28 protein-coding genes are annotated in these 26,980 nt (G+C 75.2%); 15 read left to right on the top strand and 13 right to left on the bottom strand.

All coding sequences use genetic code 11. The annotated features are described in order from the left end of the window. Positions 1 to 22 precede the first annotated feature (22 nt). The 3 genes from I8N68_RS23115 to I8N68_RS23105 all read left to right on the top strand — a co-directional run bounded on the left by I8N68_RS23115 (position 23) and on the right by I8N68_RS23105 (position 1,501). Positions 23 to 703, top strand: coding sequence for a BON domain-containing protein (locus I8N68_RS23115; protein WP_200213957.1), 681 nt, complete (start codon positions 23 to 25; stop codon positions 701 to 703). Between the two features lie 64 nt (positions 704 to 767). Further along, positions 768 to 953: a hypothetical protein gene (locus I8N68_RS33090; protein WP_234040427.1), complete on the top strand. Its 186-nt coding sequence runs from the start codon at positions 768 to 770 to the stop codon at positions 951 to 953. Next, on the top strand, positions 950 to 1,501 hold the full coding sequence (locus tag I8N68_RS23105; RefSeq protein WP_200213955.1) for a DsbA family protein: 552 nt from the start codon (positions 950 to 952) through the stop codon (positions 1,499 to 1,501). Before I8N68_RS33090 ends, I8N68_RS23105 begins: the two co-directional genes overlap by 4 nt. Before the next feature lie 34 nt (positions 1,502 to 1,535). Here the strand turns inward: I8N68_RS23105 and I8N68_RS23100 are convergent, their stop codons facing one another. Next, entirely contained in the window at positions 1,536 to 4,391 is a 2,856-nt protein-coding gene (locus I8N68_RS23100; protein ID WP_372433807.1) for a winged helix-turn-helix domain-containing protein, read from the bottom strand. Positions 4,392 to 4,509: 118 nt separating this feature from the next. Here I8N68_RS23100 and I8N68_RS23095 point away from each other — a divergent pair, with 118 nt between their 5' ends. From I8N68_RS23095 to serS, 5 genes are all read left to right on the top strand, one after another. Continuing rightward, complete coding sequence (locus I8N68_RS23095; protein WP_234040426.1) at positions 4,510 to 4,953, top strand: hypothetical protein; 444 nt, start codon at positions 4,510 to 4,512, stop codon at positions 4,951 to 4,953. After that, positions 4,950 to 6,104, top strand: a complete 1,155-nt coding sequence (locus I8N68_RS23090; protein ID WP_200213949.1) for an alcohol dehydrogenase catalytic domain-containing protein — start codon at positions 4,950 to 4,952, stop codon at positions 6,102 to 6,104. Before I8N68_RS23095 ends, I8N68_RS23090 begins: the two co-directional genes overlap by 4 nt. A gap of 31 nt (positions 6,105 to 6,135) precedes the next feature. After that, positions 6,136 to 7,323 carry a saccharopine dehydrogenase family protein gene (locus I8N68_RS23085; protein WP_200213947.1) on the top strand — a complete coding sequence of 396 codons (1,188 nt, stop codon included), beginning with the start codon at positions 6,136 to 6,138 and terminating at the stop codon, positions 7,321 to 7,323. Between the two features lie 47 nt (positions 7,324 to 7,370). Further along, positions 7,371 to 8,450, top strand: a complete 1,080-nt coding sequence (locus I8N68_RS23080; protein ID WP_200214184.1) for a DNA polymerase III subunit beta family protein — start codon at positions 7,371 to 7,373, stop codon at positions 8,448 to 8,450. Between the two features lie 114 nt (positions 8,451 to 8,564). Then, on the top strand, positions 8,565 to 9,851 hold the full coding sequence (serS, locus tag I8N68_RS23075; protein ID WP_200213944.1) for a serine--tRNA ligase: 1,287 nt from the start codon (positions 8,565 to 8,567) through the stop codon (positions 9,849 to 9,851). Here serS and I8N68_RS23070 read toward each other — a convergent pair. The 4 genes from I8N68_RS23070 to I8N68_RS23055 are packed head-to-tail and all read right to left on the bottom strand — an operon-like array spanning position 9,835 to position 14,556. After that, positions 9,835 to 10,899 carry a cytochrome c biogenesis CcdA family protein gene (locus I8N68_RS23070; RefSeq protein ID WP_200213942.1) on the bottom strand — a complete coding sequence of 355 codons (1,065 nt, stop codon included), beginning with the start codon at positions 10,897 to 10,899 and terminating at the stop codon, positions 9,835 to 9,837. The two genes, serS and I8N68_RS23070, sit on opposite strands and share 17 nt — an antisense overlap. Beyond that, entirely contained in the window at positions 10,899 to 11,504 is a 606-nt protein-coding gene (locus I8N68_RS23065) for a TlpA family protein disulfide reductase (RefSeq protein ID WP_200213939.1), read from the bottom strand. The genes I8N68_RS23070 and I8N68_RS23065 overlap by 1 nt, the downstream gene beginning before the upstream one ends. A 20-nt stretch (positions 11,505 to 11,524) precedes the next feature. Further along, positions 11,525 to 12,991 carry an NADH-quinone oxidoreductase subunit NuoF family protein gene (locus I8N68_RS23060; protein ID WP_200213937.1) on the bottom strand — a complete coding sequence of 489 codons (1,467 nt, stop codon included), beginning with the start codon at positions 12,989 to 12,991 and terminating at the stop codon, positions 11,525 to 11,527. Further along, positions 12,988 to 14,556, bottom strand: coding sequence for a ferric reductase-like transmembrane domain-containing protein (locus I8N68_RS23055; protein ID WP_200213935.1), 1,569 nt, complete (start codon positions 14,554 to 14,556; stop codon positions 12,988 to 12,990). The genes I8N68_RS23060 and I8N68_RS23055 overlap by 4 nt, the downstream gene beginning before the upstream one ends. 277 nt (positions 14,557 to 14,833) lie before the next feature. Here I8N68_RS23055 and I8N68_RS23050 point away from each other — a divergent pair, with 277 nt between their 5' ends. Both I8N68_RS23050 and I8N68_RS23045 read left to right on the top strand, forming a co-directional pair. Then, positions 14,834 to 16,279 carry an alpha-amylase gene (locus tag I8N68_RS23050; RefSeq protein WP_200213933.1) on the top strand — a complete coding sequence of 482 codons (1,446 nt, stop codon included), beginning with the start codon at positions 14,834 to 14,836 and terminating at the stop codon, positions 16,277 to 16,279. Positions 16,280 to 16,378: 99 nt separating this feature from the next. After that, positions 16,379 to 17,296 carry a L,D-transpeptidase gene (locus I8N68_RS23045; protein WP_200213931.1) on the top strand — a complete coding sequence of 306 codons (918 nt, stop codon included), beginning with the start codon at positions 16,379 to 16,381 and terminating at the stop codon, positions 17,294 to 17,296. Positions 17,297 to 17,299: 3 nt separating this feature from the next. Here I8N68_RS23045 and I8N68_RS23040 read toward each other — a convergent pair whose 3' ends face one another. The 5 genes from I8N68_RS23040 to I8N68_RS23025 are packed head-to-tail and all read right to left on the bottom strand — an operon-like array spanning position 17,300 to position 20,830. Next, positions 17,300 to 17,923, bottom strand: a complete 624-nt coding sequence (locus I8N68_RS23040; protein ID WP_200213929.1) for a response regulator transcription factor — start codon at positions 17,921 to 17,923, stop codon at positions 17,300 to 17,302. Between the two features lie 16 nt (positions 17,924 to 17,939). After that, the gene (locus tag I8N68_RS33085; protein ID WP_234040424.1) at positions 17,940 to 18,173 is read right to left on the bottom strand and encodes a sensor histidine kinase; all 234 of its coding nucleotides are present in this window, start codon (positions 18,171 to 18,173) and stop codon (positions 17,940 to 17,942) included. Beyond that, entirely contained in the window at positions 18,170 to 19,069 is a 900-nt protein-coding gene (locus I8N68_RS23035) for a histidine kinase (RefSeq protein ID WP_234040423.1), read from the bottom strand. The genes I8N68_RS33085 and I8N68_RS23035 overlap by 4 nt, the downstream gene beginning before the upstream one ends. 29 nt (positions 19,070 to 19,098) lie before the next feature. Beyond that, on the bottom strand, positions 19,099 to 19,899 hold the full coding sequence (locus tag I8N68_RS23030; RefSeq protein ID WP_200213927.1) for an ABC transporter permease: 801 nt from the start codon (positions 19,897 to 19,899) through the stop codon (positions 19,099 to 19,101). Position 19,900: 1 nt separating this feature from the next. Continuing rightward, entirely contained in the window at positions 19,901 to 20,830 is a 930-nt protein-coding gene (locus tag I8N68_RS23025; RefSeq protein WP_200213925.1) for an ABC transporter ATP-binding protein, read from the bottom strand. A gap of 145 nt (positions 20,831 to 20,975) precedes the next feature. On the opposite strand from I8N68_RS23025, the gene I8N68_RS23020 reads away from it, so the two are divergent. Together I8N68_RS23020 and I8N68_RS23015 are read left to right on the top strand one after the other, a co-directional pair. After that, the gene (locus I8N68_RS23020; protein WP_200213923.1) at positions 20,976 to 21,827 is read left to right on the top strand and encodes an alpha/beta hydrolase; all 852 of its coding nucleotides are present in this window, start codon (positions 20,976 to 20,978) and stop codon (positions 21,825 to 21,827) included. A gap of 46 nt (positions 21,828 to 21,873) precedes the next feature. Then, complete coding sequence (locus I8N68_RS23015) at positions 21,874 to 23,016, top strand: site-2 protease family protein (RefSeq protein ID WP_200213921.1); 1,143 nt, start codon at positions 21,874 to 21,876, stop codon at positions 23,014 to 23,016. Here the strand turns inward: I8N68_RS23015 and I8N68_RS23010 are convergent. Beyond that, positions 23,013 to 23,651: a maleylpyruvate isomerase family mycothiol-dependent enzyme gene (locus I8N68_RS23010; protein WP_200213919.1), complete on the bottom strand. Its 639-nt coding sequence runs from the start codon at positions 23,649 to 23,651 to the stop codon at positions 23,013 to 23,015. The genes I8N68_RS23015 and I8N68_RS23010 overlap by 4 nt on opposite strands. Before the next feature lie 83 nt (positions 23,652 to 23,734). Between I8N68_RS23010 and I8N68_RS23005 the strand changes: the two genes are divergently transcribed. After that, on the top strand, positions 23,735 to 24,184 hold the full coding sequence (locus I8N68_RS23005) for a MarR family winged helix-turn-helix transcriptional regulator (protein ID WP_200213917.1): 450 nt from the start codon (positions 23,735 to 23,737) through the stop codon (positions 24,182 to 24,184). A 39-nt stretch (positions 24,185 to 24,223) separates the two neighbouring features. Here I8N68_RS23005 and I8N68_RS23000 read toward each other — a convergent pair whose 3' ends face one another. Together I8N68_RS23000 and I8N68_RS22995 are read right to left on the bottom strand one after the other, a co-directional pair. Continuing rightward, a complete protein-coding gene (locus I8N68_RS23000) occupies positions 24,224 to 25,471 on the bottom strand; it encodes an FAD-binding protein (protein ID WP_307812937.1) in 1,248 nt (415 codons plus the stop codon). Continuing rightward, positions 25,468 to 26,244, bottom strand: coding sequence for a DivIVA domain-containing protein (locus I8N68_RS22995; protein WP_200213915.1), 777 nt, complete (start codon positions 26,242 to 26,244; stop codon positions 25,468 to 25,470). Before I8N68_RS22995 ends, I8N68_RS23000 begins: the two co-directional genes overlap by 4 nt. A gap of 116 nt (positions 26,245 to 26,360) precedes the next feature. On the opposite strand from I8N68_RS22995, the gene I8N68_RS22990 reads away from it, so the two are divergent. Continuing rightward, positions 26,361 to 26,567, top strand: a complete 207-nt coding sequence (locus I8N68_RS22990; protein WP_234040422.1) for a hypothetical protein — start codon at positions 26,361 to 26,363, stop codon at positions 26,565 to 26,567. Positions 26,568 to 26,670: 103 nt separating this feature from the next. Further along, complete coding sequence (locus I8N68_RS22985) at positions 26,671 to 26,979, top strand: ArsR/SmtB family transcription factor (protein ID WP_200213913.1); 309 nt, start codon at positions 26,671 to 26,673, stop codon at positions 26,977 to 26,979. The last annotated feature ends 1 nt before the right edge of the window (position 26,980 follow it).

Here is a 26,980-nt window from a genome sequence, read left to right as displayed (position 1 = left end):
CTAGGGGTGAAGGAGTTCGGGAATGGCCACCGCGACCATCAGCCGCACCGACCAGGACATCCAGACCGACGTTCTCGACGAGCTGACCTGGGAGCCCCGGGTACGGCCCAACGAGATCGGGGTGACCGTCACCGACGGGGTGGTCACGCTGACCGGCTGGGTGGACAGCTACGCCAAGAAGTGGGCCGCCGAGCGGGCCGCGCACCGGGTGGCCCGGGTCCGGGCGGTCGCCAACGACCTCGCCGTACGGATCGCCACCTCGGCGGAGAAGAGCGACCCGGAGATCGCCACCGCGGCCAGCCGGGCACTGGAATGGGACGCCTTCGTGCCGATCGAGACCCTCGACGTGACCGTGGCCGACGGCTGGGTCACCCTGCACGGCCAGGTCGAGTGGGAGTACCAGCGCCGCGCCGCCGAGCGCGCGGTGGGCCGGCTGACCGGGGTACGCGGGGTGAGCAACGGCATCACCGTCCGGCCGGCCACGGCCCGCACCGACGGTCGGGACCTGGCCGAACGGATCGTGGACGCGCTGGCCCGCAACGGCGCGACCGAGGCCGAGGGGATCACCGTGCGGGTGCACGGCGACACCATCGTGCTGGCGGGCCTGGTGCACTCGGTGCCGGAACGCGAGGAGATCGAGCGGGTCGTCTGGTCGGCGCCCGGCATCCGCGAGGTGCACAACCACGTGACCATCGGCCGCTGAGCCGGTCGGAACCACCCGGCCCGGGTGAGCCCGGTTCACCCGGGCCGGGGCGAGTCTGGAACACATGACTGATCCGAACGGGCTGATCAGACCCGGGCGGCCCGCGCCCGGTTTCACCCTTCCGGCCACCCCGAACGGACGGCAGGTGGGCCCCGAGCAGTTCCGCGGTCGCCCGGACCCGGGCCTGGACGCCATCACCCTCGACACCCTCGACCGGCGCGCGACGGATCGGCGGGTGGTGGCCGGATGACCACGCCACTTCAGGTCACCACCGCGAAGCTGCGGATCCCGGTGACGGCAGCCGACCATGCCCGCGGGCCGGTGGACGCGCCGGTCACCCTCGTCGAGTACGGCGACTTCCAGTGCCGGTTCTGCGGGGCCGCGTACCCGAACCTGGCCGAGGTGCTGCGCCAGCGCGGCGACCAGGTCCGGCTGGTCTACCGGCACTTCCCCATCGCCAACGTCCACCCGTACGCCGAGAGCGCGGCCGAGGCGGCCGAGGCCGCCGGCCGGCGGGGCCGGTTCTGGGAGATGCACGACTGGCTCTTCGAGCACCAGGACCAGCTCGACCCGGTGCACCTGTCGCTCGGCGTGGAACAGCTCGGGCTGCCCGCCGACGAGGTCGACGCGGAGGTGAAGGGGCACGCCGACGCCGACCGGGTCCGCCGGGACTTCGTCGGTGGCATCCGCAGCGGGGTGAACGGCACCCCGTCCCTGTTCGTCAACGACGTCCGCCACGACGGCGGCTACGACCTGGCGGATCTGCTGGCCGCGGTGGACGCCGCCGCCAACGGCTGAGCCGTCAGCTCAATCCTGGTGGGCGACTACGCCGTCAGATCAATCTGAGTTCACGGGCCCGCCGGACCGCCTCGCGCCGGCGGGTCGCGTCGAGCTTGCGGTAGATGTTGCGCACGTGGGTCTTCACCGTGTTGACCGACAGGGACAGTTCGCTCGCGATCTCCACGTTGGACAGGATGCTCTGCAGGTAACGCAGGATGGTCAGCTCCCGCTCGGTGAGCGGCTCGTCCAACGCCCGCTCGGGCCGGCCCGGCCGGTGCTCCACCGGCTCGTCGGCGCGCCGGGAGTCCGCGCCCCGGACCAGGTCGCTCACCGTCGGCCAGTGCGCGGTGCCGGAGTCCAGGTGGGCGGCGAGCAGGTCGCGGATCCCGGGCTCGGCGCGGGTGAAGACCCGGCGGTACCCGTCCGGCTCGGCGAGGTCGAGCACCCGCTCCACCAGTCGGCCGGCCCGGCGGTCGTCGCCGCCGGACCGGGCCAGCACCGCGTCCAGGACGCCGGCGGCGAGGCGTACCGGCAGCGGCCACGACTCCGCCTCCGGGGCCGACCAGTCGGGTACCGCGTGCGCGGCGGCCCGCGTGTCGCCCGCCCGCAGCTCCACCCGGGCCAGCGCCACCCCCAGCGCCGCCGACTCCCCGGCCGACGGGCCCGCCCCGGTGTCCCGGTCGGCCGGCCCCAGGGCGTCGCGCAGCAGGCCGCGGGCGGTGTCCAGGTCGCCGACGGCGCCGCGCAGCTGGGCCTCGGCGGCGAGCAGCGAGGCGGTCAGTTCCCCACCGGCGGGCGGCGCGCCGGCCCCCTCCCGCCCCTCGGCCGACCCTTCCCGGGCCTCGACCAGCCCCTCCCGGGCCGCCGTCAGCGTCCGCAGCGCGGCGGCGGGCTCACCGCTCTCGGCCAGCAGCTCCGCCCGGCAGAGCGCGGCCACCGCGGCCACCCCGGGCTCCCCGGCGGCCGGCGCGGCGAGGGCCAGGTTCGCCGCCGCCTCCGCCGGGTCGTCCCGGTGCAGCGCCACCAGCGCCAGCGCCAGGTACGCGTACCCGCAGTCCACCCGACAGGACCAGCCCTCGCAGGACGGCAGGGCCAGCGCCTCCCCGGCGGCGCGCTCGGCCATCCGCAGGTCCCCCCGGACCGCGCCGAGCAGGGCCGAGCGGCTGAGGCCGACCAGCGCGGTGCGGGGCCGGCCAGCCTGCCGGGCCGCGGCCAGCGTCTCGGCGAACCGGTCCCCGGCGAGGCGCGGCTCCCCCTCGGCCAGCTCGACCAGGCCGAGCGCGGTGCCGGCGACGGCCCGTACGTCGGCGTCCTCGGCGGACCCCGCCCGCGGGTCGTCGCCCGGCCCGGGTGCGGTGCGGGTGGCGAGCAGCCGGGCGGCGGCCCGGCGTACCTCCCCGTGGTCGCCGGCCAGCCGGGCCAGGGTGAGCTCCAGCGCGGTGGCCAGCCGATGGAACCGGTCACGGCGCGGCGCGGGCAGCGCGCGGGCGTGCGCCACGGCCCGCCGCAGGTGCCCGGCGGCCGCGGCGGCGTCCCCGGCGTACGCCCGTTCGGCCGCGCAGGCCAGCGCGAGTTCCGGATCCCGGCGGACCGCCTCGGCCGGCGGGTCGGTGGGCGGCGGACCGGCCGGCAGGTCCCGGTCGTACGGCGCCAGTTCCGGCCAGTGCCCGATGAGCAGCTCGGTGGCCCGGTCCCAGTCGCCGCCGGCCAGCGCGTGCCGCAGCGCCTCCGCCGGCCGGCCGTTGCCCGCGTACCAGCCGGTCGCCCGCGCGTGCAGCTCGCGCAGCTCGTCGCCGGGCAGCCGGCTCAGCTCGTCGCGGAGCAGGTCGGCCAGCAGCGGGTGGCACCGGTACCAGGGTGGGCTGCCGCCGTCGTGGCGCAGGAACCCGCCGTCGCGGGCCAGGCCGGCCAGCAGCTGCCCGGCGTCGGCCCGGCCGGTGACCGCGCCGGCGAGGTCGGCGCAGACGGCGGCGGCGACGGCGCTGCGCCGCAGCACGTCCCGGGCGTCCGGGTCGAGCGGGGCGAGCACCTCCTCGCGCAGGTAGCCGGCGACGTCCGGCTGGTCGCCGTCGAACCCGGCCACCCAGCGGGCCGGGTCGGGCTGGGCGCGCAGCGCCAGCGCCGCGAAGCGCAGCCCGGCCGGCCAGCCGGCGGTGCGTTCGACCAGCCGGGGCAGCGCGGCGGCCGGCAGCCGCACCCCGTGCGCGACCAGCAGGTCGGCGACCTCTTCGGGGGTGAAGGCCAGCTCGTCCGGGCCGATCTCGGTCAGCTCCCCGGCCAGCCGCCACCGGTGCAGCGCCAGCGGTAGCGCGGTCCGCGCACCGATCACCAACCGCAGCCGCTGCTCGGCGTGGCGCAGCAGGAACTCCAGCCCGGTCAGCGCGGCCGGGTCGGTGACCCGGTGCAGGTCGTCCAGGACCAGCAGGACCGGGCGCTCCCGGGCGGCGAGCGCCGCGGCGAGCAGTTCGAGCTGGTCCGGGCGGGGTGGCGTATCGGGCACCGGCGGCCGCGGCGCGTCGTCCGACCTCCGCTCGACGACCCCCCGCAGCGCCGCCGCCAGGTACGACCAGAGCCGTTCGGCGGTGTCGCCGGCCTCGACCGCGACCCACGCGGGCGGCGGTTCGGCCCGGGACGCCCGCGCCCACGAGGCGAGCAGCGTGGTCTTGCCCCAGCCGGCCGGCGCGCTGACCAGGGTCACCGGGGCGGCGACCCCCTGGTCCAGCCGGTCCAGCAGGCGCGGCCGGACCAGCACCGGCTCGGGCAGGTCGGCGGGCGCCAGCCGCGACGACAGCAGCGGCGGCGCGCCAGCCGTCCCGACGCGCTCGCGGTCCTCCGGCATGCGGCCCCTCCCCCGTCGCGTCCGCTCCCGGTCCTGCGGCGGGCGGTTACCCCGCCCGCGCCGGTTCACCCCTTCGGGGCGAGCCGGCTTCACCCGGGCCACGCGGATGCTGGACCTCCGCGGGCGGTCGGCCGCGCGTGACCGGCCGCCCGTCGAACCGGGACGAGGCGAGGGGCAGGTGGTACGGATGGGACGGCTGGCCCGGGGCACGATCGCCCTCGCGGTGGCCGCGGCGGGGGTGGCGGCGGGCCGGGCGCTGCCCGTACGCCGGCGGCGGAGCTGGCCGCGGGTGAGCGGCGCCGACCCGCGGCCCGCGCGGTGGCAGGTGGTCACGGTAGCCGGCCCGCCGGAGGCGGTGCTGCCCGGCGGACGCTGGCCGGAGCCGTTGCGCCGGCTCGACGGCGCGGTCGAGCTGCACGCCCGCCCGGCGCCGGGCGGACGCGGCACCGAACTGGCCGCCCGACCGCTCGGCGACTCCCCGCCGCTACCCGGGCTCGCCGCCCACCTGGTCGGCGACGATCCGGGGCTGCTGATCCGGGAGGCGCTGCGCGCGGCCAAGCAGCTGACCGAGACCGGCGAGGTGCTGCGCGCCGACCGGTCACGGCTGGACCGCCCGGGGGCGGCCGGGTGAGGGCGCTGTGCTGGGAGGGCGTCGACGAGCTGGCGGTACGACGGGTGCCCGACCCGGAGCTGCGCAACGCGCACGACATGATCGTCCGGGTCCGGCGCAGCGCCACCTGTGGCGCGGACCTGCCACTGCTGGCCGGGCGGGTCCCGTTCCTCGCCGCCGGGGACGTGCTCGGACACGAATTCCTCGGCGAGGTGGTCGAGGTCGGGCCGGCGGTCCGCCGGCACCGGGTCGGCGACCGGGTGGTGGTCTGCGCGGCGGTGGCCTGCGGCGCCTGCTGGTTCTGCCGGCAGGGCCTCTTCGCCTGCTGCGACAACGGCAGCACCGGCGCGGCGGCGGCCGAGTCGGCCTGGGGTCAGCCGACCGGCGGCTGCTACGGCCATCCCGGCCCGCTGGGCGGCTTCGCCGGCAGCCACGCCGAGTACGTCCGGGTGCCGTACGCCGACGTCGGCGCGTTCACGGTGCCGGAGGCGGTCAGCGACGACCGGGCGGTGTTCGCCTCGGATGCCGCGCCGACCGGCTGGATGGGCGCCGAGCTGGGCGAGGTCGGTCCCGGCGACGTGGTGGCGATCTGGGGTGCCGGGGCGGTCGGCCAGCTCACCGCGCGGGCCGCCGTGCTGCGCGGCGCGGACCGGGTCATCGTCATCGACGGGTACGACGACCGGCTGCGGATGGTGGACCGGCACGTCGGTGCGGAGCCGCTGAACTACCGGTACGTCGACATTCCCGCCGAGCTGCGGGAGCGCAGCGGCGGCCGGGGGCCGGACGTGTGCGTGGAGGCGGTCGGCATGGAACCGGAGCCGCCGGGGCTACTCGCCGGCCGGCTCGGCGGGGGCGGCGCGGACCAGTCGCTCGCGGTGCGCGAGGCGGTGCACACCTGCCGCAAGGGCGGGACCGTGGTCGTCCTCGGCACCTGGACCGGGTTCGTCGACACGTTCCCGCTCGGCGCGGTGCTGAACAAGGCACTGACCGTGCGCGGCGCCCGGCAGCACGGGCAGCGCTGGATCCCGATGCTGCTGGACCGGATGGCCCGCGACGAGCTGCGCACCGAACACCTGGCCACCCACCGGTTGCCGCTGGAGCGCGGCGCCGACGGGTACGCATTGTTCCGGGACCGCACCGATGGTTGCGTCCGGGCCGTCTTCTCCCCGTGATTCGCGCGCCCGCGGGTGGCACACTCGGCGGATGCGCGACGACCGCTCGTACGACCTCGTCCTGTTCGGCGCGACCGGCTTCACCGGGTCGCTCACCGCCGAGTACCTGGCTCGGCACGCCCCCACCGGGTTGCGCTGGGCGCTGGCCGGCCGCAACCCCGCCAAGCTGGCCGGGGTGCGCGACCGGCTCGCCGACATCGACCCGGCGCTGGCCGAGCTGCCCCTGCTCACCGCCGACGTGACCGACCCGGCCTCGCTGCGCGCGGTCGCGGAGAGCGCCCGGGTGGTCGCCAGCACCGTGGGCCCGTACATCCACCACGGTGAGCCGCTGGTGGCCGCGTGCGCCGCCGCCGGCACCGACTACCTCGACATCACCGGGGAGCCGGAGTTCGTCGACCTGATGTACGTGCGGCATCACGCCGAGGCGGTACGCACCGGCGCCCGGCTGGTGCACGCCTGCGGCTTCGACTCGATCCCGCACGACCTGGGCACCTGGTACACGGTCAAGCAGCTCCCGGCGGACGGTCCGGTCACCGTGGACGGCTTCGTCCGGGCCGGCGGGAAGTTCTCCGCCGGGACGTACCACTCGGCGCTGACCGCGTTCTCCCGCACCGGGGAGGCGAACCGGGCGGCGAAGGCGCGCAAGGCGGTCGAGCCACGTCCGGAGGGCCGCCGGGTCCGCGCGGTGCCCGGCAAGGTGGGCCGGTCGAAGGAGATCGGCATGTGGGCGGTGCCGCTGCCCACCATCGACCCGCAGGTCGTCCGCCGGTCTGCGGCGGCCCGGCCCGAGTACGGCCCGGACTTCCGCTACCGCCACTTCGCCGCGGTGAAGCGACTGCCGACGATCCTGGTCGCCGGGGTGGGCCTGGCCGGCCTGGTCGGCCTGGTGAAGGTGCCACCGACCCGACGGTGGCTGCTCGGCCGGCTCGCCTCCGGGCAGGGGCCGAGCGCCGCGCAGCGGGCGAAGTCCTGGTTCAAGGTCCGCTTCGTCGGTACCGGCGGCGGCCGCAGGGTGCTGACCGAGGTGGCCGGCGGCGATCCCGGGTACGACGAGACCGCGAAGATGCTCGCCGAGTCCGCGCTCTGCCTGGCCTGCGACGACCTGCCGCCGACCGTCGGGCAGGTCACGCCGGTGACCGCGATGGGCGACGCGCTGCTGGACCGCCTGGTCAAGGCGGGGATGACGTTCCGGGTGCTCGAGGAGGGCCCGGCGGCTTGACCCTCGACCGGGTTGAGGGCACAGGATCGGGCGTCGTGGAGAGCGAACTGCGCAGCATCGGCGAGCTGGCCCGGGCCAGCGGGCTCACGGTGAGCGCCCTGCGGTTCTACGACCGCTCCGGCGTGCTGGTGCCCGCGCTGGTCGACCCGGTGACCGGGTACCGCTGGTACACCGACGACCAGGTCGCGCCGGCCCGGCTGGTGGCCGGGCTGCGCCGGGTCGGGATGCCGCTGGCCGAGATCGGCGCCGCGCTGCGGCACCGGTCCGAGCCGGCCGTGGTCCGCCGGCTGCTGGACGCGCACCTGCGCCGCCTGGAGGACGGTCTCGCCGACGCCCGCCGTGAGCTCTCCCGGGTCCGTGCCCTGATCGATCCCGAGGAGACCCCCATGACCACCCGTCTCGTGCTGCACCGCGCCGACCTCGCCGCCGCGATTGACGCGGTCCGCTTCGCCGTCGGCGCCGATCCGGAACTGCCGGTGCTGGCCGGGGTGCTGCTGGAGGTGGAGCCGGACGGCGTACGGCTGGTCGCCACCGACCGGCACCGGCTGGCGGTGGCCCGCACCGGGTGGAAGACCGACGGCCCGCCGGTGCGGGCGCTCGTCCCGGTCGGCTTCGTCGACGAGGCGCGCACCCTGCTGGACACCGGCGTCGGGATCACCCCGGAGGCGTACGTCACCGTCGACCGGGAACACGTCGAGCTCTCCGTCGCCGGCCGTACGGTGCGCACCGCGCCCCTGCCGTACGACTTCCCGGACTACCGCCGGCTGCTGCGCGGCCACGTTCCCGGCACGCCGACGCACCGGGTGGTGGTGGACGTGGTGGCGTTGCGCGCGGCGGTGGCCGACGCCGGCGCGCCGGTGCTGGTCAGGGAGCACGACGGGGTACGCGCCGAGGTGACCGTGCTGGGCCTGGACGGGCGGGGCACCCTGCGCGTCGTCGGGCCGGACGAGGCGTCGGACGCGGACGCCGTCCGGGTCGGGGTGAATCGCGAGTACCTGCTGAACGCGCTCGACGCCGGCGACCGGGGTCAGCTGGTGCTGGAGCTGGACGGGCCGATCGCCCCGCTGGCCGTGCGCCGCCCGGACGACGAGCACGCCTTCTCGATCCTGATGCCGGTCAGGCTCTGACCCTCGCCGCCGGCCCGGCGGGGCCGGCTCTTCGGGCCGTCCCGGCCGGGCGGGGGCGCGACGGTAGCATCTGGGGGTCCCACCTGACTGCCTGGACGGAGGCGTACGAGCAGCATGCTCGACATGGAGTTGATCCGGAAGGATCGCGAGGCGGTGGCGACCGCGCTGGCGAAGCGTCTGGATCCCGCCGAGGTCAACCGGGCGCTGGACGAGATCCAGCGGCTCGACCAGGAGCGCCGCGCCCTGATCACTGAGATCGACGCCGAGCGGCAGCGCCGCAAGGCCGAGGCTCGGGCGTACGCGCAGGCGAAGCGGGCCGGCACGGCGCCGGAGTCCGTCGCGCCGGAGGCCGAGCGCAAGCAGCTCGCGGAGCTGGAGTCCCAGCTGGACGAGGTGCAGTCCCGGCTGCGCACCAGGATGAGCGAGCTGCCCAACCTGCCCGCCGACGACGTCGTGCCGGGCGGCAAGGAGGCGAACCGGGTCGTCAAGACCTTCGGCGAGCCGCCGGTCATCGAGAAGGTCCGCGACCACATGGAGCTGAGCCGCGCGCTGGGCCTGGTCGACCACGAGCGGGGGGTCAAGCTCGGTGGCTCCGGCTTCTGGATGTACACCGGCATGGGCGCCCGGCTGGAGTGGGCGCTGCTCAACTGGCTCGTCGAGCAGAACATCAAGGCCGGGTACGAGTTCCTGCTCCCGCCGCACCTGCTGCTGGACAGCGCCGGTTTCGCCGCTGGCCAGTTCCCCAAGTTCTACGACGACGTCTACCACCTGGACCGGGAGTCGGCCCCACGCGGGCAGTTCCTGCTGCCCACCTCGGAGACGGCGATCCTCGGGGCGTACCAGGACGAGATCCTGGAGACGGCGAAGCTGCCGCTGAAGGCCTTCGCCTACACCCCGTGCTACCGGCGGGAGGCGGCCGGCTCGCACTCGGACGAGCGCGGCACCGTTCGCGGCCACCAGTTCAACAAGGTGGAGATCTTCCAGTTCACCCTGCCCGAGCAGGCGGGCACCGCGCTGGAGCAGATGCTCGCCCACGCGGAGAGCCTGGTCGAGGCGTTGGGCCTGCACTACCAGCGCAGCCTGCTGTCGGCCGGCGACGCCAGCGCCTCGATGAAGAAGACCCTGGACATCGAGGTCTGGATGCCGAGCACCGGCAGGTACAAGGAGGTCTCCTCGGTCTCCTGGGCCGGCGACTACCAGGCCCGACGGGCGGCCATCCGCTACCGGGAGCCGGGCGGCAAGCAGACCCGCTTCGTGCACACCCTCAACGGGTCGGCGCTGGCCACCAGCCGGCTCTTCCCGGCCATCCTGGAGCAGTTCCAGCAGTCCGACGGCTCGGTGCTGCTGCCGGAGGTGCTCCGCGACAAGATGGGCACCGACCGGCTCACCCCGGTCCGCTGACCGCACGCGCCGAACGGCGGGCGTCGGGTCCTCCCGGCCCCGCCGTTCGTCGTCCGGGCTCGGCACCCCGCCGTTCGTCGCCGCCGCTCGCCTCGACCCCCCGCCGCACGCACCCGGTGATCCGATCCGGGTCGCGGCTGACGGCCCGGCCCGCTCCGGGTCGGATCCGGCTGGGCCGGCCAGCGGCGCGCCGCGCGACGACGACATGTCCGCCGAGCGCGACGACGGACCGATCGGACCGCCGCGCCACCAGCAGCAGCGCGGCCAGGGCCACCGCGAGCACCGCCGGGCCGGCCGCGTCCAGCCCGGCGACCAGTGCCTGCTGGACCCGCACCGCGGCGACCACCACCGGGTCGCCGAAGGCGTCGTACCGGCCCTGCGCGAGGCGGACCTCGTACCAGCCGTACCAGGCGACGTAGCCGCCGGCGAGCACCAGGACCAGGCCGCTGAGCCGGGGCACCAGCGGGCCGGCGCCGCGCAGCCGGGCCACCACCCGGCCGCGCAGCAGCGCCACGCCGAGCGCGGCCACCGCGACCACCAGCCCCATCCCGATCGCGTACGCGGCGAACAGCGCCAGCCCGCGCAGCGTCGAGCCGGCCTGGAGGCTGGTCACCACGATCGCCAGGAACGGGGCGATGGTGCAGCTCAGCGAGGCCAGCGCGGACGCCATGCCGAACAGCGCCATGGACGGCAGCGATCGGGTCAGCCGGGGCGCGCGGGCGAACGGGCGCGGGGCAGGCAGCCGCCGGCCGGCGAGCAGCCAGCAGCCGGCCACCGCCAGCAGCACGCCGAGGGTGACCGTGGTCCAGGGCAGCCGGGGGCGCAGCCAGTCGGCCAGCGGGGCGAGGGCCAGCCCGAAGGCGACGAAGACCAGCACGTACCCGAGGGTCAGCCCGGCGGTCGCGGTGAGCGCGCGGCCCACCGCGCCCCGCCCGTCGGCCGGTCCGGCGACCAGCAGCGACAGGTACGCGGGCAGCATCGCGAAGCCGCACGGGTTGACCGCGCCGAGCATGCCGGCGGTCAGCGCGAGCAGCAGCGGCGTGGTCATCAGCCGGCCAGCGCGGCGACCCGCCGGCTGAGCGACTCCCCGTCGAGGAAGCCCTGGTGGACCACCCGGCCGTTCCGGTCGATGATCAGGAAGGTGCTCTGCTCGACGACCTCGAAGCGGCGCCACAGCACCCCGGCCCGGTCGTCGAGCTGCGGGGTGCCGCCCAGGTCGAACTCGGTGACGAACTCCTTCATCGCCTGCTGGTCGCCCAGGCCGGCGATGCCGACGATCGGCACCGTGTCCCGGTACTTCGGGGCGATCTCGGCGACCGTCCACGCCTGGCTGGCGCAGGTGGCACACCAGGGCGCCCAGAACCACAGCACCACCGGCTTCCCTGCCAGCCCGGCGGCGGAGAACGTCGTACCGTCCAGGGTCTTCGCGGTGAACCGCAGCGTGTCCGGCGCCCGGGCCGGGACCACCGGCGCGGCGGCGGGCGTGCCGGTCGGCGTGCCCGGCCCGGCGGACGCGGCGGCGGGCGACGCGGCGGCGACCGCGCCCACCGGCGCCCGCGGCTCCGGGCCGACCGCGCAGGACGCCGCGCCCAGCAGCGCGGCGACCGCGACGGCGGCGGTGGCCCGGCGGGACACCGTGGTACGACGCGACATCCGCGTCTCCTCTCGGTCGGCTACTCGGCCTTGGCGAGCCGCAGCGCGAGTTCGGGACAGACCTTGACCGCCTTCAGCGCGCCCTCTCGCAGCCAGGTCGGCACCGGGGTGGCGGGGAAGGCCGGGTAACCGTTGGCGTCGAGCCGGATGAAGTCGGGCACCACGTGCGCGCAGAGCCCGTGCCCGTCGCAGCGGGACCAGTCCAGGGTCAGCTTCTGCGGGTTGGCGTCCGGCGCACTGGGCAGCCCCAGTACGCCCTTGACCCGGTTGCCGCAGCCCTCACCGGTGGTGTGCAGCCGCAGGTCCTCGGCGAAGACCTCCACCGCGGACAGCGCGAACCGCGCGGTGCCGTCCGGGTGGCTGCACGCACCACGCCCCTTCACGTCACCGGCGGCGGCCCGGACGATCTCGATCGGGGCGCTGCCGGAGACCGCGAGGTCCACGGCGCGGGCCAGGTCGGGCAGGCCCATCTTGCACGGCCCGCACTGCCCGGCGGACTCGCCGGCCAGGTAGCGGACCACCTGGGCGGCCTCGCCGAGCGGGCAGGTGTCCCGGCCGAGCGGGACGATGATGCCGGCGCCGAGGGTCCCGCCGACGGCGACCAGCCCCTTGCGCGAGATCTCCGCCCGGTCCGCGGCCTCCGGGGTGATCCACTTGCCGTGGTAGCCGCCCGTCAGGACGCCTGGCCCGCCGGGCGCCTCGCAGAGGTCGAGGATCTCCCGCAGCGGGGTGCCGGCGGCGCACTCCACCACCGCCGGGCGGGCGGCCGCACCGGTGACGGTGAGCAGCACGGTGCCCGGCTCGTCGTCGGTGCCGAGCGCGGCGTACTCGTACGGGCCGAGCCGGGCGGCGACCGCCAGTTGGGCGAAGGTCTCGGCGTTCGAGAGCAGGGTGGGCAGCCCGCCGACGCCGGAGTCGCTGGAGCGTTTCTTGGTGCCCGGCGGGATGTGCGGCAGACCGTTGATGCCGTTGACCAGCGCGCCGCCCTCACCGGAGATGAACCGGTGCGGCACGGTGACGATGGTGGTCGGCACCGGCATCCGGCGTTCCTGGAGCGCCTCGGTCAGCGACGGCCGGCCCACGTCGTCGTCGGCCACGCCGATCACGATTTCCTCGGCGTCCACCGCGTACGCGGCGAGCGCGGCGCCGTCGAGGATCAGGTGCGGCGCCCGGGTGAGCAGCACCTTGTCCTTCCAGCTCGCCGGCTCGCCCTCGGTGGCGTTGACCACGACCGCCGCGGCGAGGCTCTGCCGCTCGCAGGACTCCAGCACGGCGCGCAGCTTGCGGGCGAACGGGAAGCCCGCGCCGCCCTTGCCCTTGAGGTCGATGGCCTCGGCCAGCCGGAGCAGGCTGCCCGGTTCCATCGGCCCGATCGGGCCGTGCACCTCCTCGTGGGCCATCAGGTCGAGCCGGCCGAACTCGGCGAAGCCGGCGGTGAGCCGGGGCTCGCCGACGCACGCCACCGGCGGCACGGTCGTCCGCATCACTTCGCCTCGCCCCGCAGCCCCGCCCAGTACGCGCCGTCGACCGCATCGGCGCTGGCCCGGCGCCGCCGCGACGACCGGCTCTCGCCTGAGGCCCGCAGCGCCCGGCGGGAGGCCAGGTCGACCAGGGTGGGGGTGTCGTCGACGGGCAGGTCCTCGGGGACGTACCGGGCCGGCGGCCGCCAGTAGTCCGGCTCCTCCGGCACCTCGTCGGAGGCGCTGTGCCGGCCGCTGCCGCCGCGTGGCGCCGCGGAGATCGGCCCGGCCGACACCGGACCGGCTGAGATCGGGCCGGCGGAGATCGGGCCCGCCGAGATCGGCTGTTCGCCGCTCTCCCACCGGTTCGGGCTGTCCCACGGTTCCTCCGGCTCGGGCCGTCGCTGCGGAGGCGCCGAGTAGCGCGCGTCCACCTCGACCCGGGACCGCCGCGGGGCGACCGCCTCCTCGTCCCGGTACCGGCGGGCGGACCGCTCGCTCCGGGTGGTCTGCTCGGGCTCGGCGGCGCGGCGGCGGGCCGGCCGGTCGTCGTCCCGGCGGCGGGCCGCCGGCGCCTCGCCCTGCCGCTCGGCAACCGGCGCCAACTCCTCCTCCCGCCGGCGGCGGGCCGCCGCGCGGACGGGCTCCCGCAGCGAGCCGGGCTCGGGCACCACCGGCACCGCGAACCGGTCGGGGTCGCGGCGGCGGGCCGTGCCGGCCGGCGCGGTCCACGAGGTGGCCGTGGTCTCCGCCCAGCCGCCCTCACGCCCACGGCCGGCCCGGCCGTTCTCCTCCGCGCCGGAGCGCCGGCGGGCCAGCCCGGCGAGCAACCCCCGGCTCTCCTCGGCCGGCCGGCCGGCCATCGCCTTGGTGCGCGCGGCGGCCTGGTGCTGCTCCCGGCTGCGCCGGCCGAGGTGAACGGAGAGGCGGACCAGCAGCGCCACCACCACCAGCAGCACGCAGGCGAGGTAGCTGACCACCACCCAGGACTGCGCGGGCCGCCCGGCGTTGAGGCCGTGGACCAGGGCGAAGGGCCAGGAGGCGTACGCCATGGAGTGCATCGCCCGCCACAACCACTTCGGACCGACGCCGGCGAAGCGGACCCGGATCAGGCCGGTCCACAGCACGCTGACCATGAGGAAGGCGGCCACCGTGCCCAGTCCGACGTAGAGTCCCCGGCCACCGATGAACGGCACCACGGCGTCGGTCGGCGCGGCCCGGCCGATGGAGATCTTGGTGATGACGTGGCAGACCAGGCCGGCCACGCCGAGGATGCCGGTGGCCCGGTGCGCGGACTGGAGCAGCACCCGGTGTCGGATCAGCAGCACCAGCCGGTCGGTGGCGAGCAGGCCCATCATCACGGTGAGGCTGAGCGAGACCAGGGCGACCACCCCGGCGAAGAACTCGGTGAAGAAGAAGCCGTACGCGTACAGCGTCGCGCCGGCGCCGGCCAGCTCGAGGCCGGCCCAGGCGAGGGCGAGCGCGGACGCGGTCAGCGCGACCATGGCGGCCTTCGACCGGGTCCGGACACCCCTGCTGGTGCTGGTGGTCCGGACGGTCGCCGCCTTCTCGTTCTGCTTTGTCCGGCCCATCTGCTCCTCGATCGTGTCTCACGGCGGCGCCCCCACCGGCCGACCCTGCTCCCTCCTCCTGTACGGAACCGCGCGCCGAGCGGATCAGCCCGGTGGCGAATTTCTCGCCTGGAGAGCCGTCTGACGCATCGCGCAACGATGTATTTCCATTCGTTGACAGTTCTTGCAACACGCTTGTAACGTTGCCGAAAATTTCAGGCCAGCTTTGCAAGAAGCCGACACTGAAGCCCCTCCCCCGCGCCGCGCCACCCCGTCCCCCGCACCCCCAGGAGTCCCGATGCATCGACGCCGATGCCGCTCGGCGGTCCTCGCCCTCGGCATGATCGCCAGCCTGCTCGTACCGACCGCCGTGGCGGCTCCCCCGGCCGCCGCGGCCCCGTCCGGCACCAGGAAGGTCATCGTCCAGCTCTTCGAGTGGAACTGGCCCTCGGTGGCCAGCGAGTGCACCAACGTGCTCGGCCCCAAGGGCTACGGCTACGTCCAGGTCTCCCCGCCCCAGGAGCACGTCAAGGGCAACCCGTGGTGGGTGGCCTACCAGCCGGTCAGCTACCGGATCGAGTCCCGCAAGGGCACCCGGGCGCAGTTCCAGTCCATGGTGAACACCTGCCACAGCGCCGGCGTGAAGGTGCTCGTCGACGCCGTGATCAACCACATGTCCGGGCAGGATGCCGGCGGCATCGGCTGGGCCGGCTCGTCGTACGGCCACTACGACTACCCGGGCAGCTACCAGACCCAGGACTTCCACCACTGCGGCCGCAACGGCGGCGACGACATCGTCAACTACGGCGACCGGTACGAGGTGCAGAACTGCGAACTGGTCAACCTCGCCGACCTGAAGACCGAGTCCGACTACGTCCGCTCGAAGCTCGCGGCGTACCTGAACGACCTGCTCTCGCTCGGCGTGGACGGGTTCCGGCTGGACGCCAGCAAGCACATGCCGGCCGCGGACATCGCCGCCATCAAGGGCAAGCTCTCCCGCTCGGCGTACCTGGTGCAGGAGGTCATCTACGGCGCCGGTGAGCCGATCCAGCCGACCGAGTACACCGGCAACGGCGACGTGCACGAGTTCCGGTACGGCAAGGACCTCGCCCGGATGTTCAACAGCGAGCGGCTGGCGTATCTGAGGAACTTCGGCGAGGCCTGGGGCTACCTGCCCGGTGGCTCGGCGGTCTCGTTCGTGGACAACCACGACACCCAGCGCGAGGGTGGGGTGCTGACGTACCGCAACGGCGCCACCTACGCGCTGGCGAACGCGTTCATGCTGGCCTGGCCGTACGGGTCGCCGGCGGTCATGTCGAGCTTCACGTTCAGCGGCAAGGACCAGGGCCCGCCGTCGGACGCCAGCAACAAGACGCTCAACACCACCTGCTACTCCGGCTGGGAGTGCGAGCACCGCTGGCGGGTCATCGCCAACATGGTCGGGTTCCACAACGCCACCCAGGGCGCCGCCGTGGCCAACTGGTACGACAACGGCTACCAGCACATCGCGTTCAGCCGGGCCGGCAAGGGCTACCTGACCATCAACGACGAGGACTTCGCGGTCACCGGCCGCTCCTACTACACCGGCCTGCCCGCCGGCCGGTACTGCGACGTCGTCCACGGCGACTTCAGCAACGGCTCGTGCAGCGGACCGGTGATCACGGTGGACGGCGGCGGCTGGTTCGCGGCGAACATCAACGCCCACGACGCGGTCGCCATCCACCTCGGCGCGAAGCTGCCCTGACCCGGCCCGGCCGGCCCGATCCGACCGGCCCGAGCCGCACCGGAGGCCCCGCACCGCCTTTTCGCGGAGCGGGGGCCTCCTTTCCTTTACAGTCATTTTGTGCTGTTTGACCGTTTGACCTCGCGATGGACGCTGGGCTGGCTGCTCGCCGCGCTCGGCGTACCCCTGCTGCTGGCGACCGCGCTGCTGGTCGGCGCGGCCTTCACCCGGGGGGCGGCGCCGACCGGCGCCGCGATCGCCCCCGTGGTGACCGGCCCGGTCGCGACCGAGCCGGCGCCGACCCCCGCGGAATCGGAGTCGGTGCCGGCGGCGGCGCCCGCCCCCGCCGGCCTGCCGGTGGTCGACTACGGCCCCGCGCCGCGCGGCTTCCCGGCCGACCCGGAGTCGGCGGACACCACGCCGCTCACCGCGGGACTGGCGCCGGCCCGGAAGATCGCCGCCTACGACGCGCCCGGCGGACGGCCGCTGGCCTTCCTCGCGCCCACCATCAGCGGCGTGAACCTGACCATGCCGGTGGTCGACCGCCGGGTGGGCTGGACCGCCGTGCTGCTCCCCTCGGCCAATCGCCGGATCGCCTGGCTGCCGGCCGGCGGCTGGACCGCCGTCGCGCTGCGCGACCAGCTCGTGGTGGAACGCCGCACCCACCGGCTCACCTGGTACCGCGACGCCCGTCCGGTGCGCTCCTGGCAGGTCAGCCTCGGCATGCCGGGCCAGGCCACCCCGCTCGGCCGCACCTTCATCCTCGGCCGCACGCCCCCACCCGAGGCGGTCTACGGCGGGGTGGACATCTTCGCGCTCGGCGCGATCCCCGACGACCCGGACGCCGTGCCGACCGGGCTGCGCGGCGCCCACATCGGACTGCACAGCTGGCACAACGACGACACCCTCGGGGAGAACGTCACCAACGGCTGCATCCGGCTGACCCCCAGCGGCCAGCGGCAACTCCTCGCCGAGGTGCGGACGGGGACCTCCGTGGTGGTGGTCGACCAGCTGCCCACCCCGCGGGCCGCCGGCTGAGGTTCACTCGCCGAGCAGCCAGCCGTTCTCCTCGGCGATCCGGACCGCGTCGGCCCGGTTCCGGGCGCCGGTCTTGCCGATCGCCGCGGAGAGGTGGTTGCGCACCGTCCCCTCCGACAGGTGCAGGACAGCGGCCAGCTCCGCCACGGTGCCTCCGCCCCGGGCCGTCCGCAGCACCTCGGTCTCCCGCTCGGTCAGCGGGCTCGCCCCGGTGGCCAGGGTCTCCGCGGCCAGCGTCGGATCGACCACCCGCAGCCCGGCGTGCACCCGGCGTACCGCGTCGGCGAGCTGCCGGGCCGGGGTGTCCTTGACCACGAAGCCGTTCGCCCCCGCCTCCATCGCCCGCCGCAGGTAGCCGGGACGGCCGAAGGTGGTCACCACCAGCACCCGGCAGCCGGGCACGGCGGCGCGCAGCGCGGCGGTCGCCGCGATCCCGTCCAGGCCGGGCATCTCCACGTCGAGCAGGGCCACGTCCGGCGTGGTGCGGCGAGCCTCGGGGACCACCTCGTCGCCGCGCCCGACCTCGGCGACCACGGTCAGGTCCGGTTCCAGCGAGAGCAACGCGGCCAGCGCGCCCCGGACCAGGGCCTGATCGTCGGCGAGCAGCAGCCGGATCGGCCCGCTCATCGCCGACCCACCCAACTCACCGGTCCGCCGGCAGGGTGACCCGGAGCAGGAAACCCAGTCCGTCGGAGCGGCGGCCGACGGTGACGGTGGCGTCCAGCCGCCGGGCCCGCTCGCGCAGGCCGACCAGCCCGTGCCCGTTCCAGCCGGATTCGGCGGCCGGTCCCCGCCCGTCGTCGCGGACCTCGACCAGGCCCGGCTCCACCCGGATCACGCAGCGCCGCGCCCCGCTGTGCCGGACCACGTTGGTCACCCCCTCCCGTACCGTCCAGCCGAACAGCTCGTCCCGCTCCGCCGGCAGTTCCGGCGCCGCGTCCGGCAGCTCCGCGGCGATGCCCGCCGCGGCGAGCGCGGAGCGGGCGCCGGCCAGCTCCCCGGCCAGGCTGATCCCCCGGTACGCCCGACGGTGCCCCGCACGTCGGCCAGCGCCTCCCGGGCCAGCCGTTCCACGTCGGCGATCTCGCTGGCCGCCCGGGCCGGGTCCAGCTCCAGCAACCGGCCGGCCAGCTCGGCCTTCACCGCGACCACGGTCAGCGAGTGGCCGAGGATGTCGTGCAGGTCCCGGGCGGCACGCGCCCGCTCCTCGGCTACCGCCAACCGGCGGATCTCCTGCTGGGCGGCCTGGAGTTCGCTGTTGCGCTGGGTCAGCCGGGTCACCCCGAACATGGCGAACGAGGCGAGCAGCACCGCGAAGACGACGGTGCCCTCCGCCTCCCAGCCGGGCACCAGGGCGGCCGTGACCGGCGGGGTCAGCGCGGCGAGGGCGACCACCACCAGCGCCTGCCGGGACGGCAGCAGGAACACCGCCGCCGCCGCGACGAAGACCAGCGTGGTCAACCAGTCGCCACCGGTCCCCGGGATGCCGGCCAGCCCGAGCGCGAGCAGCAGCCCCACGGCCGCCCACGCACGGCCGACGGGGATCCCTCGGCGCTCCAGACGCCGGCCGCGCGCCCACTGGAAGACGAAGACGTAGCACCCGCCGAAGGCGACCAACGTGGTCGCGCCGACCACCCGTCGCCACGGCTCGGGCTGGTGCAGGGCGGCGAGCAGCGGGATGTTGAGGAAGAAGAGCCAGACCGCGGCGAGCAACCAGCCGGTGACCCGCCAGCGGCGGGTCTCCAGATAGTTCCGGTCCGGCGGAAGCTGCATCCTGAACACGCTAGCGGTCGCCGTTCCCGTCAGACCCGGGTGGTGTCCCGGCGGAACAGCCGGGCCGCGCCGAGTCCGAACAGCACGGTCCAGCCGGCGACGTTGCCCAGCGCCACCCAGTCCAGCCCGGCCCCGGTCAGCGGGGCCCGGGCGAGCTGGCCAACCCCGTACACCGGGGTGAACTTGGCGATCTGCTGCAGCGCGTGCGGCAGCACGTCGAGCGGGACGAAGAGGCCGCCGAGCATGGCCAGGATCGCCAGGATCGGGCCCATGAACTGCATGACGTTCTCGGCCGGGGCGAGGTAGCCGACGAAGAGCCCGAAGGCGGCGAAGACCAGCGAGCCGAGCCAGGCGGTGAGCCCGGACAGCAGCCAGACCTGGACGGGCAGCCGGACCCCGGCGGCCGCGCCGACCGCGAACTCCACGAGCACCGCGATCAGCCCGAGCACCATGGCGGTGGCCACCTTCGTCGCCACGTACGCGGGCGGGCGCAGCGGGGTGAGCCGGAGCTGCCGGCTCCAGCCCAGCGCCCGCTCGGTGGCCACCGCGGCGCCCGCACTGGTGGTGGCCACCATGGCGCCGTACACGGCAAGGCTGATCATGATCCAGGCGGTGACCGGTCGGCCGTTGGGCAGTTCCTGTCCGCGCTGTGGGAGTCCGAAGAGGAGGAAGAAGACCGCCGGCATGACCAGGATGAAGATCAGCGTCCGGCGGTTGCGTAGGACCCGGCGGATCTCGATGGCCAGCACGGCGGTGGAGAACCCGCCCAGGGCGGGCGGCCGCCGGTCGGCGCGGGCGGCGGACGGGACGGACGGTGCGGCGACGGTCATCTCAGGCTCCGATGGTCTGGGCGGTCGGGCTGGCGGTGGTGGGGGTGTCGGTGGTGAGGGCCAGGAACGCGTCCTCCAGGTTGCGCGAGGTGATCTCGACGTCCCGGGCGGCGGTGCGGCTGAGCAGGTATCGGGCCACCTCGTCGGAGTCGTCGGTGCGGACCAGCACCGCGTCGCCGCGTACCTCGACGGCCCGGACGCCGGGCAGCGCGGCCAGCACGGCCTGGTCGGCGCCGGGGAGGGTGGCTCGGACGACCCGGCCGGCGGCCAGGTTCTTGATCTCCGCGGTGGTGCCGTCCGCGACCACCCGGCCCTGCCGCACCAGCACGATCCGGTCCGCGTACGCGTCGGCCTCGTCTAGGTAGTGGGTGGCGAAGAGGACGGTCCGGCCGGTCCGGGCGTCGGCGCGGATGGCCTGCCAGAAGTCGCGCCGCCCCTCGACGTCCATGCCGGTGGTGGGCTCGTCGAGCACCATCAGGTCCGGGTCCGGCAGCAGCGCCAGGGCGAAGCGCAGCCGCTGCTGCTGGCCGCCCGAGCACTTCCCGACCAGGCGGTCGGCGAGCGGCGCGATCCCGGCCCGGTCCAGCACCTCGGCCACCGGGCGGGTCCGGCCGTAGAACTCCGCGGTCATCCGGACCGTCTCGCCGACGGTGAGGTCCTTGAGCAGCCCGCCGGTCTGCATCACGGCGGCGACCCGGCCGAGCCGGACGGCGTCGGCGGGGGTGCCGCCGAAGAGCCGGACCCGGCCGGCGTCCGGTCGGGCCAGCCCGAGCAGCATGTCCACGGTGGTGGTCTTGCCGGCGCCGTTCGGGCCGAGGAAGGCCACCACCTCACCGGGTGCGATCCGGAGGCTGAGCCCGTCGACGGCGGTCACCGGGCCGAAGGTTTTGGTGAGTCCGGCCAGTTCGACGGCCGGTGCGGTGTCGGTCATGACCAGAATGCTCCGGCGGTCGGCGACCTCGTCCCCGGAGCGGGCGTCACGTTCCAGCCATGACATTTGTCAGGCCGGGCAGGTGCGGGGGCGGCCCCGCTGGGTAAGCGCCCCCGGACCACACCGCGCAACCGGGAGGAACCCCATGGCCAGCGCGCCGACGGTACGGGTCGACACGATCGTGCTGATCCACGGCCTCTGGATGACGCCCCGGAGCTGGGAACACTGGGTCGACCGGTACGCCGCCCGGGGCTTCAAGGTGCTCACCCCGGCCTGGCCGGGCATGGAGGGCGAGGTGGAGGCCCTGCGCGCGGACCCGACGCCGATCGCCGGGCAGACGATCACCGGTATCGTCGCGCACTACGCCGCGATCATCCGGGAGCAGCCCCGCCCGCCGATCATCATGGGCCACTCGTTCGGCGGCCTGGTCACCCAGCTCCTGGTCTCCCGCGGGCTGGGCGCCGCCGGCGTCGCAGCCCACCCGGCCCCGGTCAAGGGGGTGCTGAAGCTGCCGCTGAGCACGCTGCGTTCCGGGTTCTCCATCCTGCGCAGCCCGGCCAACCGGCGCCGGGCGGTGCCGTTCACCGCCGACGACTTCGCGTACGCCTTCGGCAACACGATGAGCCGCGAGGACTCCGACGCGGCCTGGGAGCGGTACGCCGTCCCCGCTGCCGGGCACGTCTTCTTCGAGGCCGCCTTCGCCAACCTGGACCCGAACTCGGCCGCCAAGGCGGACACCCACCGGGACGACCGGGCGCCGCTGCTGATCACCACCGGCAGCGAGGACCACGTGGTGCCGCCGACGCTGGCCCGGTCCGCCGCCCAGCTCTACCGGCCCTCCCGGGCATTGACCGCGTACCACGAGTTCCCGGGGCGGTCGCACTTCGTGGGCGGCGAGCCGGGCTGGGAGGAGGAGGCCGACTACGCGCTGGACTGGGCGGTGGAGGCGGCCAACACCCTGTCCCCGACCGTGGTCGGCGAGGCGCCCCGCCGGTGACCTTCAGCCCTGGCATGGCCGGACTCTCCCGGGGTATGACGGACCTATGAGGGCGAGCTTCCGGCTTGGCCGGATCGCGGGGGTACCCGTCGGGGTCAACTGGAGCGTCCTGGTCATCTTCCTGCTGATCGCCTGGGGGCTGGCGGCCAGCCAGTTCCCCCGGGCGTACCCGGACCGACCGACGCTGGCGTACGTCACCGCCGGCCTGGCCGCGGCGGTGGTCTTCTTCCTCGGCCTGCTGGCCCACGAGGTGGCCCACGCGGTGGTGGCCCGACGCAACGGGATCGAGGTCGTGGGGATCACGCTCTGGCTCTTCGGCGGCGTCTCCGAGCTGAAGGGCGAGGCCCGGGACCCGGGCGCGGAGCTGCGCATCGCCGGGGTCGGGCCGCTGGTGAGTTTGGTCATCGGGCTCTTCTTCGGCGCCATCGCGGTGCTGCTCGCGCTCGCCGGCGCGCACGGCCTGGTGCTCGGGTCACTGGCCTGGCTGGCCGGCATCAACATCCTGCTGGCGATCTTCAACGTGCTGCCGGCCGCGCCGTTGGACGGCGGCCGGCTGCTGCGCGCGGCGGTCTGGAAGGCGACCGGCGACCGGACCAGGGCGTCGGTGGTGGCGGCCCGCGCGGGGTGGGTCCTCGGCGCGCTGCTGATCGGGCTGGGGCTGTGGCAGTTCCTGGTCGGCGCCGGGGTGGGCGGGCTCTGGCTGGCGCTGATCGGCTGGTTCCTGATCGGTGCGGCCGGCGCCGAGGAGCGGCAGGCACGCACGGGCAGCGCGCTGCGCGGCGTCCGGGTGGCCGACGTGATGACCCCGCAGCCGCAGACCGCGTCGGGGGACACGACGGTGGCCGACTTCGTGGACAACTACCTGTTCGCGTACCGGCACTCGACGCTGCCGCTGACCGACGACGGCCGGCCGGTCGGGCTGGTCACCCTCGACCGGGTGCGCGGCATCCCCGCCGACCGGCGTGCGTCGACCACCCTGGCCGAGGTCTCCTGCCGGGCCGACGAGCTGGTGCTCGCCGCCCCGGACGAAGAGCTCAACGACCTGCTTCCCCGGCTGAGCCAGTGCGCCGACGGCCGGGCCCTGGTGGTGACCGACCAGCGCCTGGTGGGCATCGTCTCGCCCAGCGACATCAGCCGGGCGGTCCAGCGCGGCAGCATGCGCGAGCAGCTGACCCCGGGCCGTCGTTAGCGGAGCGGGGACAGCCGGGCGCTCAGTTCGGGGGCGCCGGGGCCGGACAGCTGCGGAAGGACCGCGAGCCGGCCGGTGACCAGGAGCAACAGCGCCGCGCTGGTTCCCTCGACCCGGGAGCCGCTCCCCACGGACCAGGGGTGGTCGGTGGCGACGAGCGCGAAGCCGGCCAACCGGCGGCGGGCGTGGAACGGCCAACCCATGCTCCAGGCCCGCGTGGCGGCCGTCGCCGCGGCGTCCACCGGCATCGGACGGCGGCGGCCCAGTGGGATGGCGATGTCCTGCCCGTGCACCAGGACGTCCAGCAGCGGCTCCAGGTGCGTCACGACCGGCGCCTTCCGGCGCGATCCGACCATGCCGCGCAGGTGGGCGGCGTGCCGCTCGACGGGCAGCGCGGCCTGCCGTACGGCGGTGTCGTGGACCATGCGGTCGAAGCTGCCGCAGGCCCGCAGCAGCGCCCACGTCGCGGACGGCAACCCGGTATGGGAGAGCGTGAGGTGCGCGGCGACCTCGCGTACCCGCCAGCCGGCGCAGAGCGACGGCGTCTCCCACTCCGACGCGGACAGGTCGTCGAGGAGGTCGGCAAGGCTGGCCCGCTCGTCGTCGATGGTCCGCCAGACGTCGTCCCGGTTCATCGCCGCCCCCTGACTAGACCCGAATTTGGTACGATCCTCTGACCAATAATCGTCAGGTTATCTGACCAAAGTCAAGGGGCCGAATGAGCGAGGGTCCACCCGACGGCGAGCCGAACCTCGGGCTGCTCTGCTTCATCGCGTACCGGGCGATGGAGTCCCGGGTGCTCGACGCCGTCACCGCCGCCGGATTCGCCGACGTCACCGCGGCACAGGGCCGGGTCTTCGCCCGGATCGGCCCGAACGGCACCCGGCTGACCGAGCTCGCCGAGCAGGCGCGGGTTACCAAGCAGACCGCCGCCTTCCTCGTCGACCAGCTCGAACGCGCCGGCTACGTCCGCCGGGCGCCGGACCCGTCCGACGCCCGGGCCCGGTTGGTGACCATCACCGAGCGCGGCCACGCCGCGATCCGGGTGGCGAGGGGCGCCGAGGCGGAGGTCGAAGCCGAATGGACGCGGCACCTGGGTCGGCAGGCCACGAGCCAGTTGCGGCGGGCGCTCACCCGGCTCCGGGAGATCACCGATCCGTACCAGTGACCGGTCAGACCTCGTCGCCCGGGCCGGTGGCGCGGCGCGTCAAGACCGGGGGAAGTGCCGGTCCAGCAGCTCGGTCCGGAACTTCCCGGCCGGGTCCAGCTCGGCCAGCAGGGCGCGGAAGTCGGCGTACCGGGGGTACGCGGCGGCGACCGACGCGGGGTCGAGCCCGAAGACCTTGCCCCAGTGCGGGCGGGGCGCGAACGGGGCCAGCCGCTCCTCCACCGCGGCCACCACCGGCCGCACCGCCACCTCGTCACCGATCCAGGTGAAGTGGATGGCCAGGCTGTCCCGCCCGTGATTCGGGCTGAGCCAGAGCCCGTCGGCGGCGACCGTGCGCAGCTCGCAGACCTGGAGCACGGCGGCGATCCGGTCGGCCACCGCGTCCAGGGCGGCCAGCGCGTCCCCGGCCACCTCCCGGGCCACGTGGTACTCCGACTGGAGCTCGTCCCCGCTGCTCGGGGTGAAGCCGAGCCGGAAGTGCGGCAGCCGCTCGTGCCACGGCCCGGGCACGCCGAGCTGCGGCGTGCAGTTCTCCGCCGGCATGCCGGGCACCGGGTGGCGCTGCGCCGGGGCCGACCTCGTGCCCAGCCAGTCCGCCGGGGGCGGCGGCTGGTCGGCGCGCTGCTTGCGCCACACCTGGTCGATGCGCCCGGTGCGCCACCCGGTGAAGGCGCTGACGCTGTACGCCGAGGCGAAGGCCGCGTCGAGCGCGTCGCCCGGCAGGTCCAGCCGGACGTACTGCCGGACGTCGAAGGTGGGCACCACGTCCAGGGTGACCCGGGTGACCACGCCGAGCGCGCCGAGGCTGACCACCATGCCGGCGAACCGCTCGTCGGCGCGGTCCACGGTCAGCAGGTCGCCGTCGGCGGTGACCAGCTCCAGGGCGGCGACGGCGGTGGCCAGGTTGCCGTGGGCGTCGCCGGAGCCGTGGGTCCCGGTGGCCACCGCGCCGGCCACCGAGATGTGCGGCAGCGAGGCGAGGTTGGCCAGGGCGTACCCGTCGCCGTGCAGCCGGGTGGCGACATCGCCGTAGCGCAGGCCGGCGGCCACCGTGACCGTGCCGCGCTCCGGGTCGAGGTCGACGGTGGGCGGCAGCCCGGCCAGGGAGACCAGGTCGCCGGTGGTGTCGCCGAGCCGGTTGAAGGAGTGCCCGGTGCCGACGGCCCGGATCCGGTCGCTGCCGGCGACCAGCCGGCGCAGCTCATCGACGGTGGCTGGTCGGTGCCGGCGCCGGGCGGAGTAGCGGACGTTGCCGGCCCAGTTCCGCGCGGCGGGAGTGTCGATCACTCAGCCGACTCCCGGTCGGGGGCGGACTCGCCGGCCAGCGCGGCGTCGAGCTGGTCGAGCGCCGCGTCGACCTGCGCCGTGTGGTATCCGCGCAACGCCACCGGCAGTCCGCCGGCCCGGGCGTGCGCGATGTCGGCGCGGACCGCCCGGCGCCGGGCGGCGTCGCCGCGCAGCAGCGCGTCCCGGGACCGCCGGACGAGGTCGTCCACCCGGTCGGGCTGGTAGCCGCGCAGTCCCACGGTGAAGTCGACGTCGGCCCCGCCGAGCCGCGCCCCGGTCGTGCCGGTCGGGACAGGCGTACGGGCGTCGGTGAAGCGGTCGCCGGCGAACCGGGCCAGCGCGGCAGCCACCTCGTCCGGCGGCTGGCGCACCTGGGTCAGGTCGAGCAGCTCGATCGCGGGCCGGCCGTCCGCCGGGTGGCGGGCGGTGGCCGGCGGCCCGGGTAGCAGCGCGGCGCCCGGCACGCCGAGCAGCCGTGGCGCCCCGGGACGCCCGTCGGGCCGGGCGGGCTCGTCGAGCGCCAGCGCATCGAACTGCTCCCACCGGTACGTCCCCCGCAGGCCGGGCCGCCGGACGTCCAGCCCGTCCGGACCGATGGTGAAGCGGAACGGCCGCAGCGCGCCGAGCAGCACCACGCCGCCGAGCACGATGGCGCCCACGGCGACCAGCGTCGGCAGGAACCGGTTGTCGCCATCGACGGCGAGCACGGTCACGCCACCCACGACGCAGACGACGGCCAGCACCAGCGGCCCCCGGTTGCGGCGCAGCTCCATCTCGTACCCCCGTTCGCGACGCCGTCGTCGGATGCATCATCCGTCGCCCTGTCAAGGGCTGGACACCGGTCGATCGGGCACGGTTACGCCGGGCGCCGATCGGGAACCCTACGCCGATGAGCAGCTACCGCGATCCGGCCCTCCGCGGCGACGTGTACCCCTCGGAGGAGGAGATTGAGCCGACCGGCGTCGGTCCCGATCCCGCGCCGTCGGCGTACCCGACGGCGCCGGTGCCGGTGCCGGTGCCGACGCCGGAACCGGAGCCCGCTCCCGCGCCGGGACCCGGACCGGCGCCCCGGGTGGCCGACGGCGGGTCGTACTGATCGTCACCCACCACCTCGACGGCTGACTCCTGGCAGGTCCGGTCGGGATAACGGGCCCCCGTATTCCTTGACAGTCATATGAACCACGAGGCATGCTAGGGCGGTGACGGTAGACGCCTTCGCCGTGCTGGCCGAGCCGAGCCGGCGCCGCATCCTGGAACGGCTGCGCCACGCCGAGAGCAGCGTCGGCGACCTGGTGGACGCGCTGGGGATGAGCCAGCCGGCCGTCTCCAAGCACCTCAGGGTGCTCCGCGAGGCCGGCTTCGTCACCGTCCGCACGGCGGCCCAGCAGCGCATCTACCGCATCGACGTACGCCCGCTGCGAGCCGTGGACGACTGGCTCGGGCCGTACCGCCGACTCTGGGCCGACCACCTCGACGCCCTCGAACGCCATCTCGACCGTCAGGAGTGAC

It is taken from the genome of Micromonospora coerulea (assembly GCF_016598485.1).
Classification (GTDB): Bacteria; Actinomycetota; Actinomycetes; order Mycobacteriales; family Micromonosporaceae; genus Micromonospora; species Micromonospora coerulea.
The sequence above is the reverse complement of the archived record's forward strand: the minus strand, read 5'-3'. Positions and strand labels throughout refer to the sequence as shown.

Bases quoted from the DNA above. Each gene is read 5' to 3' on its own strand.
- I8N68_RS23115 (WP_200213957.1), top strand. From the start codon at position 23: ATGGCCACCGCGACCATCAGCCGCACCGACCAGGACATCCAGACCGAC.
- I8N68_RS33090 (WP_234040427.1), top strand. From the start codon at position 768: ATGACTGATCCGAACGGGCTGATCAGACCCGGGCGGCCCGCGCCCGGT.
- I8N68_RS23105 (WP_200213955.1), top strand. From the start codon at position 950: ATGACCACGCCACTTCAGGTCACCACCGCGAAGCTGCGGATCCCGGTG.
- I8N68_RS23095 (WP_234040426.1), top strand. From the start codon at position 4,510: ATGGGACGGCTGGCCCGGGGCACGATCGCCCTCGCGGTGGCCGCGGCG.
- I8N68_RS23085 (WP_200213947.1), top strand. From the start codon at position 6,136: ATGCGCGACGACCGCTCGTACGACCTCGTCCTGTTCGGCGCGACCGGC.
- serS (WP_200213944.1), top strand. From the start codon at position 8,565: ATGCTCGACATGGAGTTGATCCGGAAGGATCGCGAGGCGGTGGCGACC.
- I8N68_RS23070 (WP_200213942.1), bottom strand. From the start codon at position 10,899: ATGACCACGCCGCTGCTGCTCGCGCTGACCGCCGGCATGCTCGGCGCG.
- I8N68_RS23065 (WP_200213939.1), bottom strand. From the start codon at position 11,504: ATGTCGCGTCGTACCACGGTGTCCCGCCGGGCCACCGCCGCCGTCGCG.
- I8N68_RS23055 (WP_200213935.1), bottom strand. From the start codon at position 14,556: ATGGGCCGGACAAAGCAGAACGAGAAGGCGGCGACCGTCCGGACCACC.
- I8N68_RS23050 (WP_200213933.1), top strand. From the start codon at position 14,834: ATGCATCGACGCCGATGCCGCTCGGCGGTCCTCGCCCTCGGCATGATC.
- I8N68_RS23040 (WP_200213929.1), bottom strand. From the start codon at position 17,923: ATGAGCGGGCCGATCCGGCTGCTGCTCGCCGACGATCAGGCCCTGGTC.
- I8N68_RS23035 (WP_234040423.1), bottom strand. From the start codon at position 19,069: ATGCAGCTTCCGCCGGACCGGAACTATCTGGAGACCCGCCGCTGGCGG.
- I8N68_RS23030 (WP_200213927.1), bottom strand. From the start codon at position 19,899: ATGACCGTCGCCGCACCGTCCGTCCCGTCCGCCGCCCGCGCCGACCGG.
- I8N68_RS23025 (WP_200213925.1), bottom strand. From the start codon at position 20,830: ATGACCGACACCGCACCGGCCGTCGAACTGGCCGGACTCACCAAAACC.
- I8N68_RS23020 (WP_200213923.1), top strand. From the start codon at position 20,976: ATGGCCAGCGCGCCGACGGTACGGGTCGACACGATCGTGCTGATCCAC.
- I8N68_RS23015 (WP_200213921.1), top strand. From the start codon at position 21,874: ATGAGGGCGAGCTTCCGGCTTGGCCGGATCGCGGGGGTACCCGTCGGG.
- I8N68_RS23010 (WP_200213919.1), bottom strand. From the start codon at position 23,651: ATGAACCGGGACGACGTCTGGCGGACCATCGACGACGAGCGGGCCAGC.
- I8N68_RS23005 (WP_200213917.1), top strand. From the start codon at position 23,735: ATGAGCGAGGGTCCACCCGACGGCGAGCCGAACCTCGGGCTGCTCTGC.
- I8N68_RS22995 (WP_200213915.1), bottom strand. From the start codon at position 26,244: ATGGAGCTGCGCCGCAACCGGGGGCCGCTGGTGCTGGCCGTCGTCTGC.
- I8N68_RS22990 (WP_234040422.1), top strand. From the start codon at position 26,361: ATGAGCAGCTACCGCGATCCGGCCCTCCGCGGCGACGTGTACCCCTCG.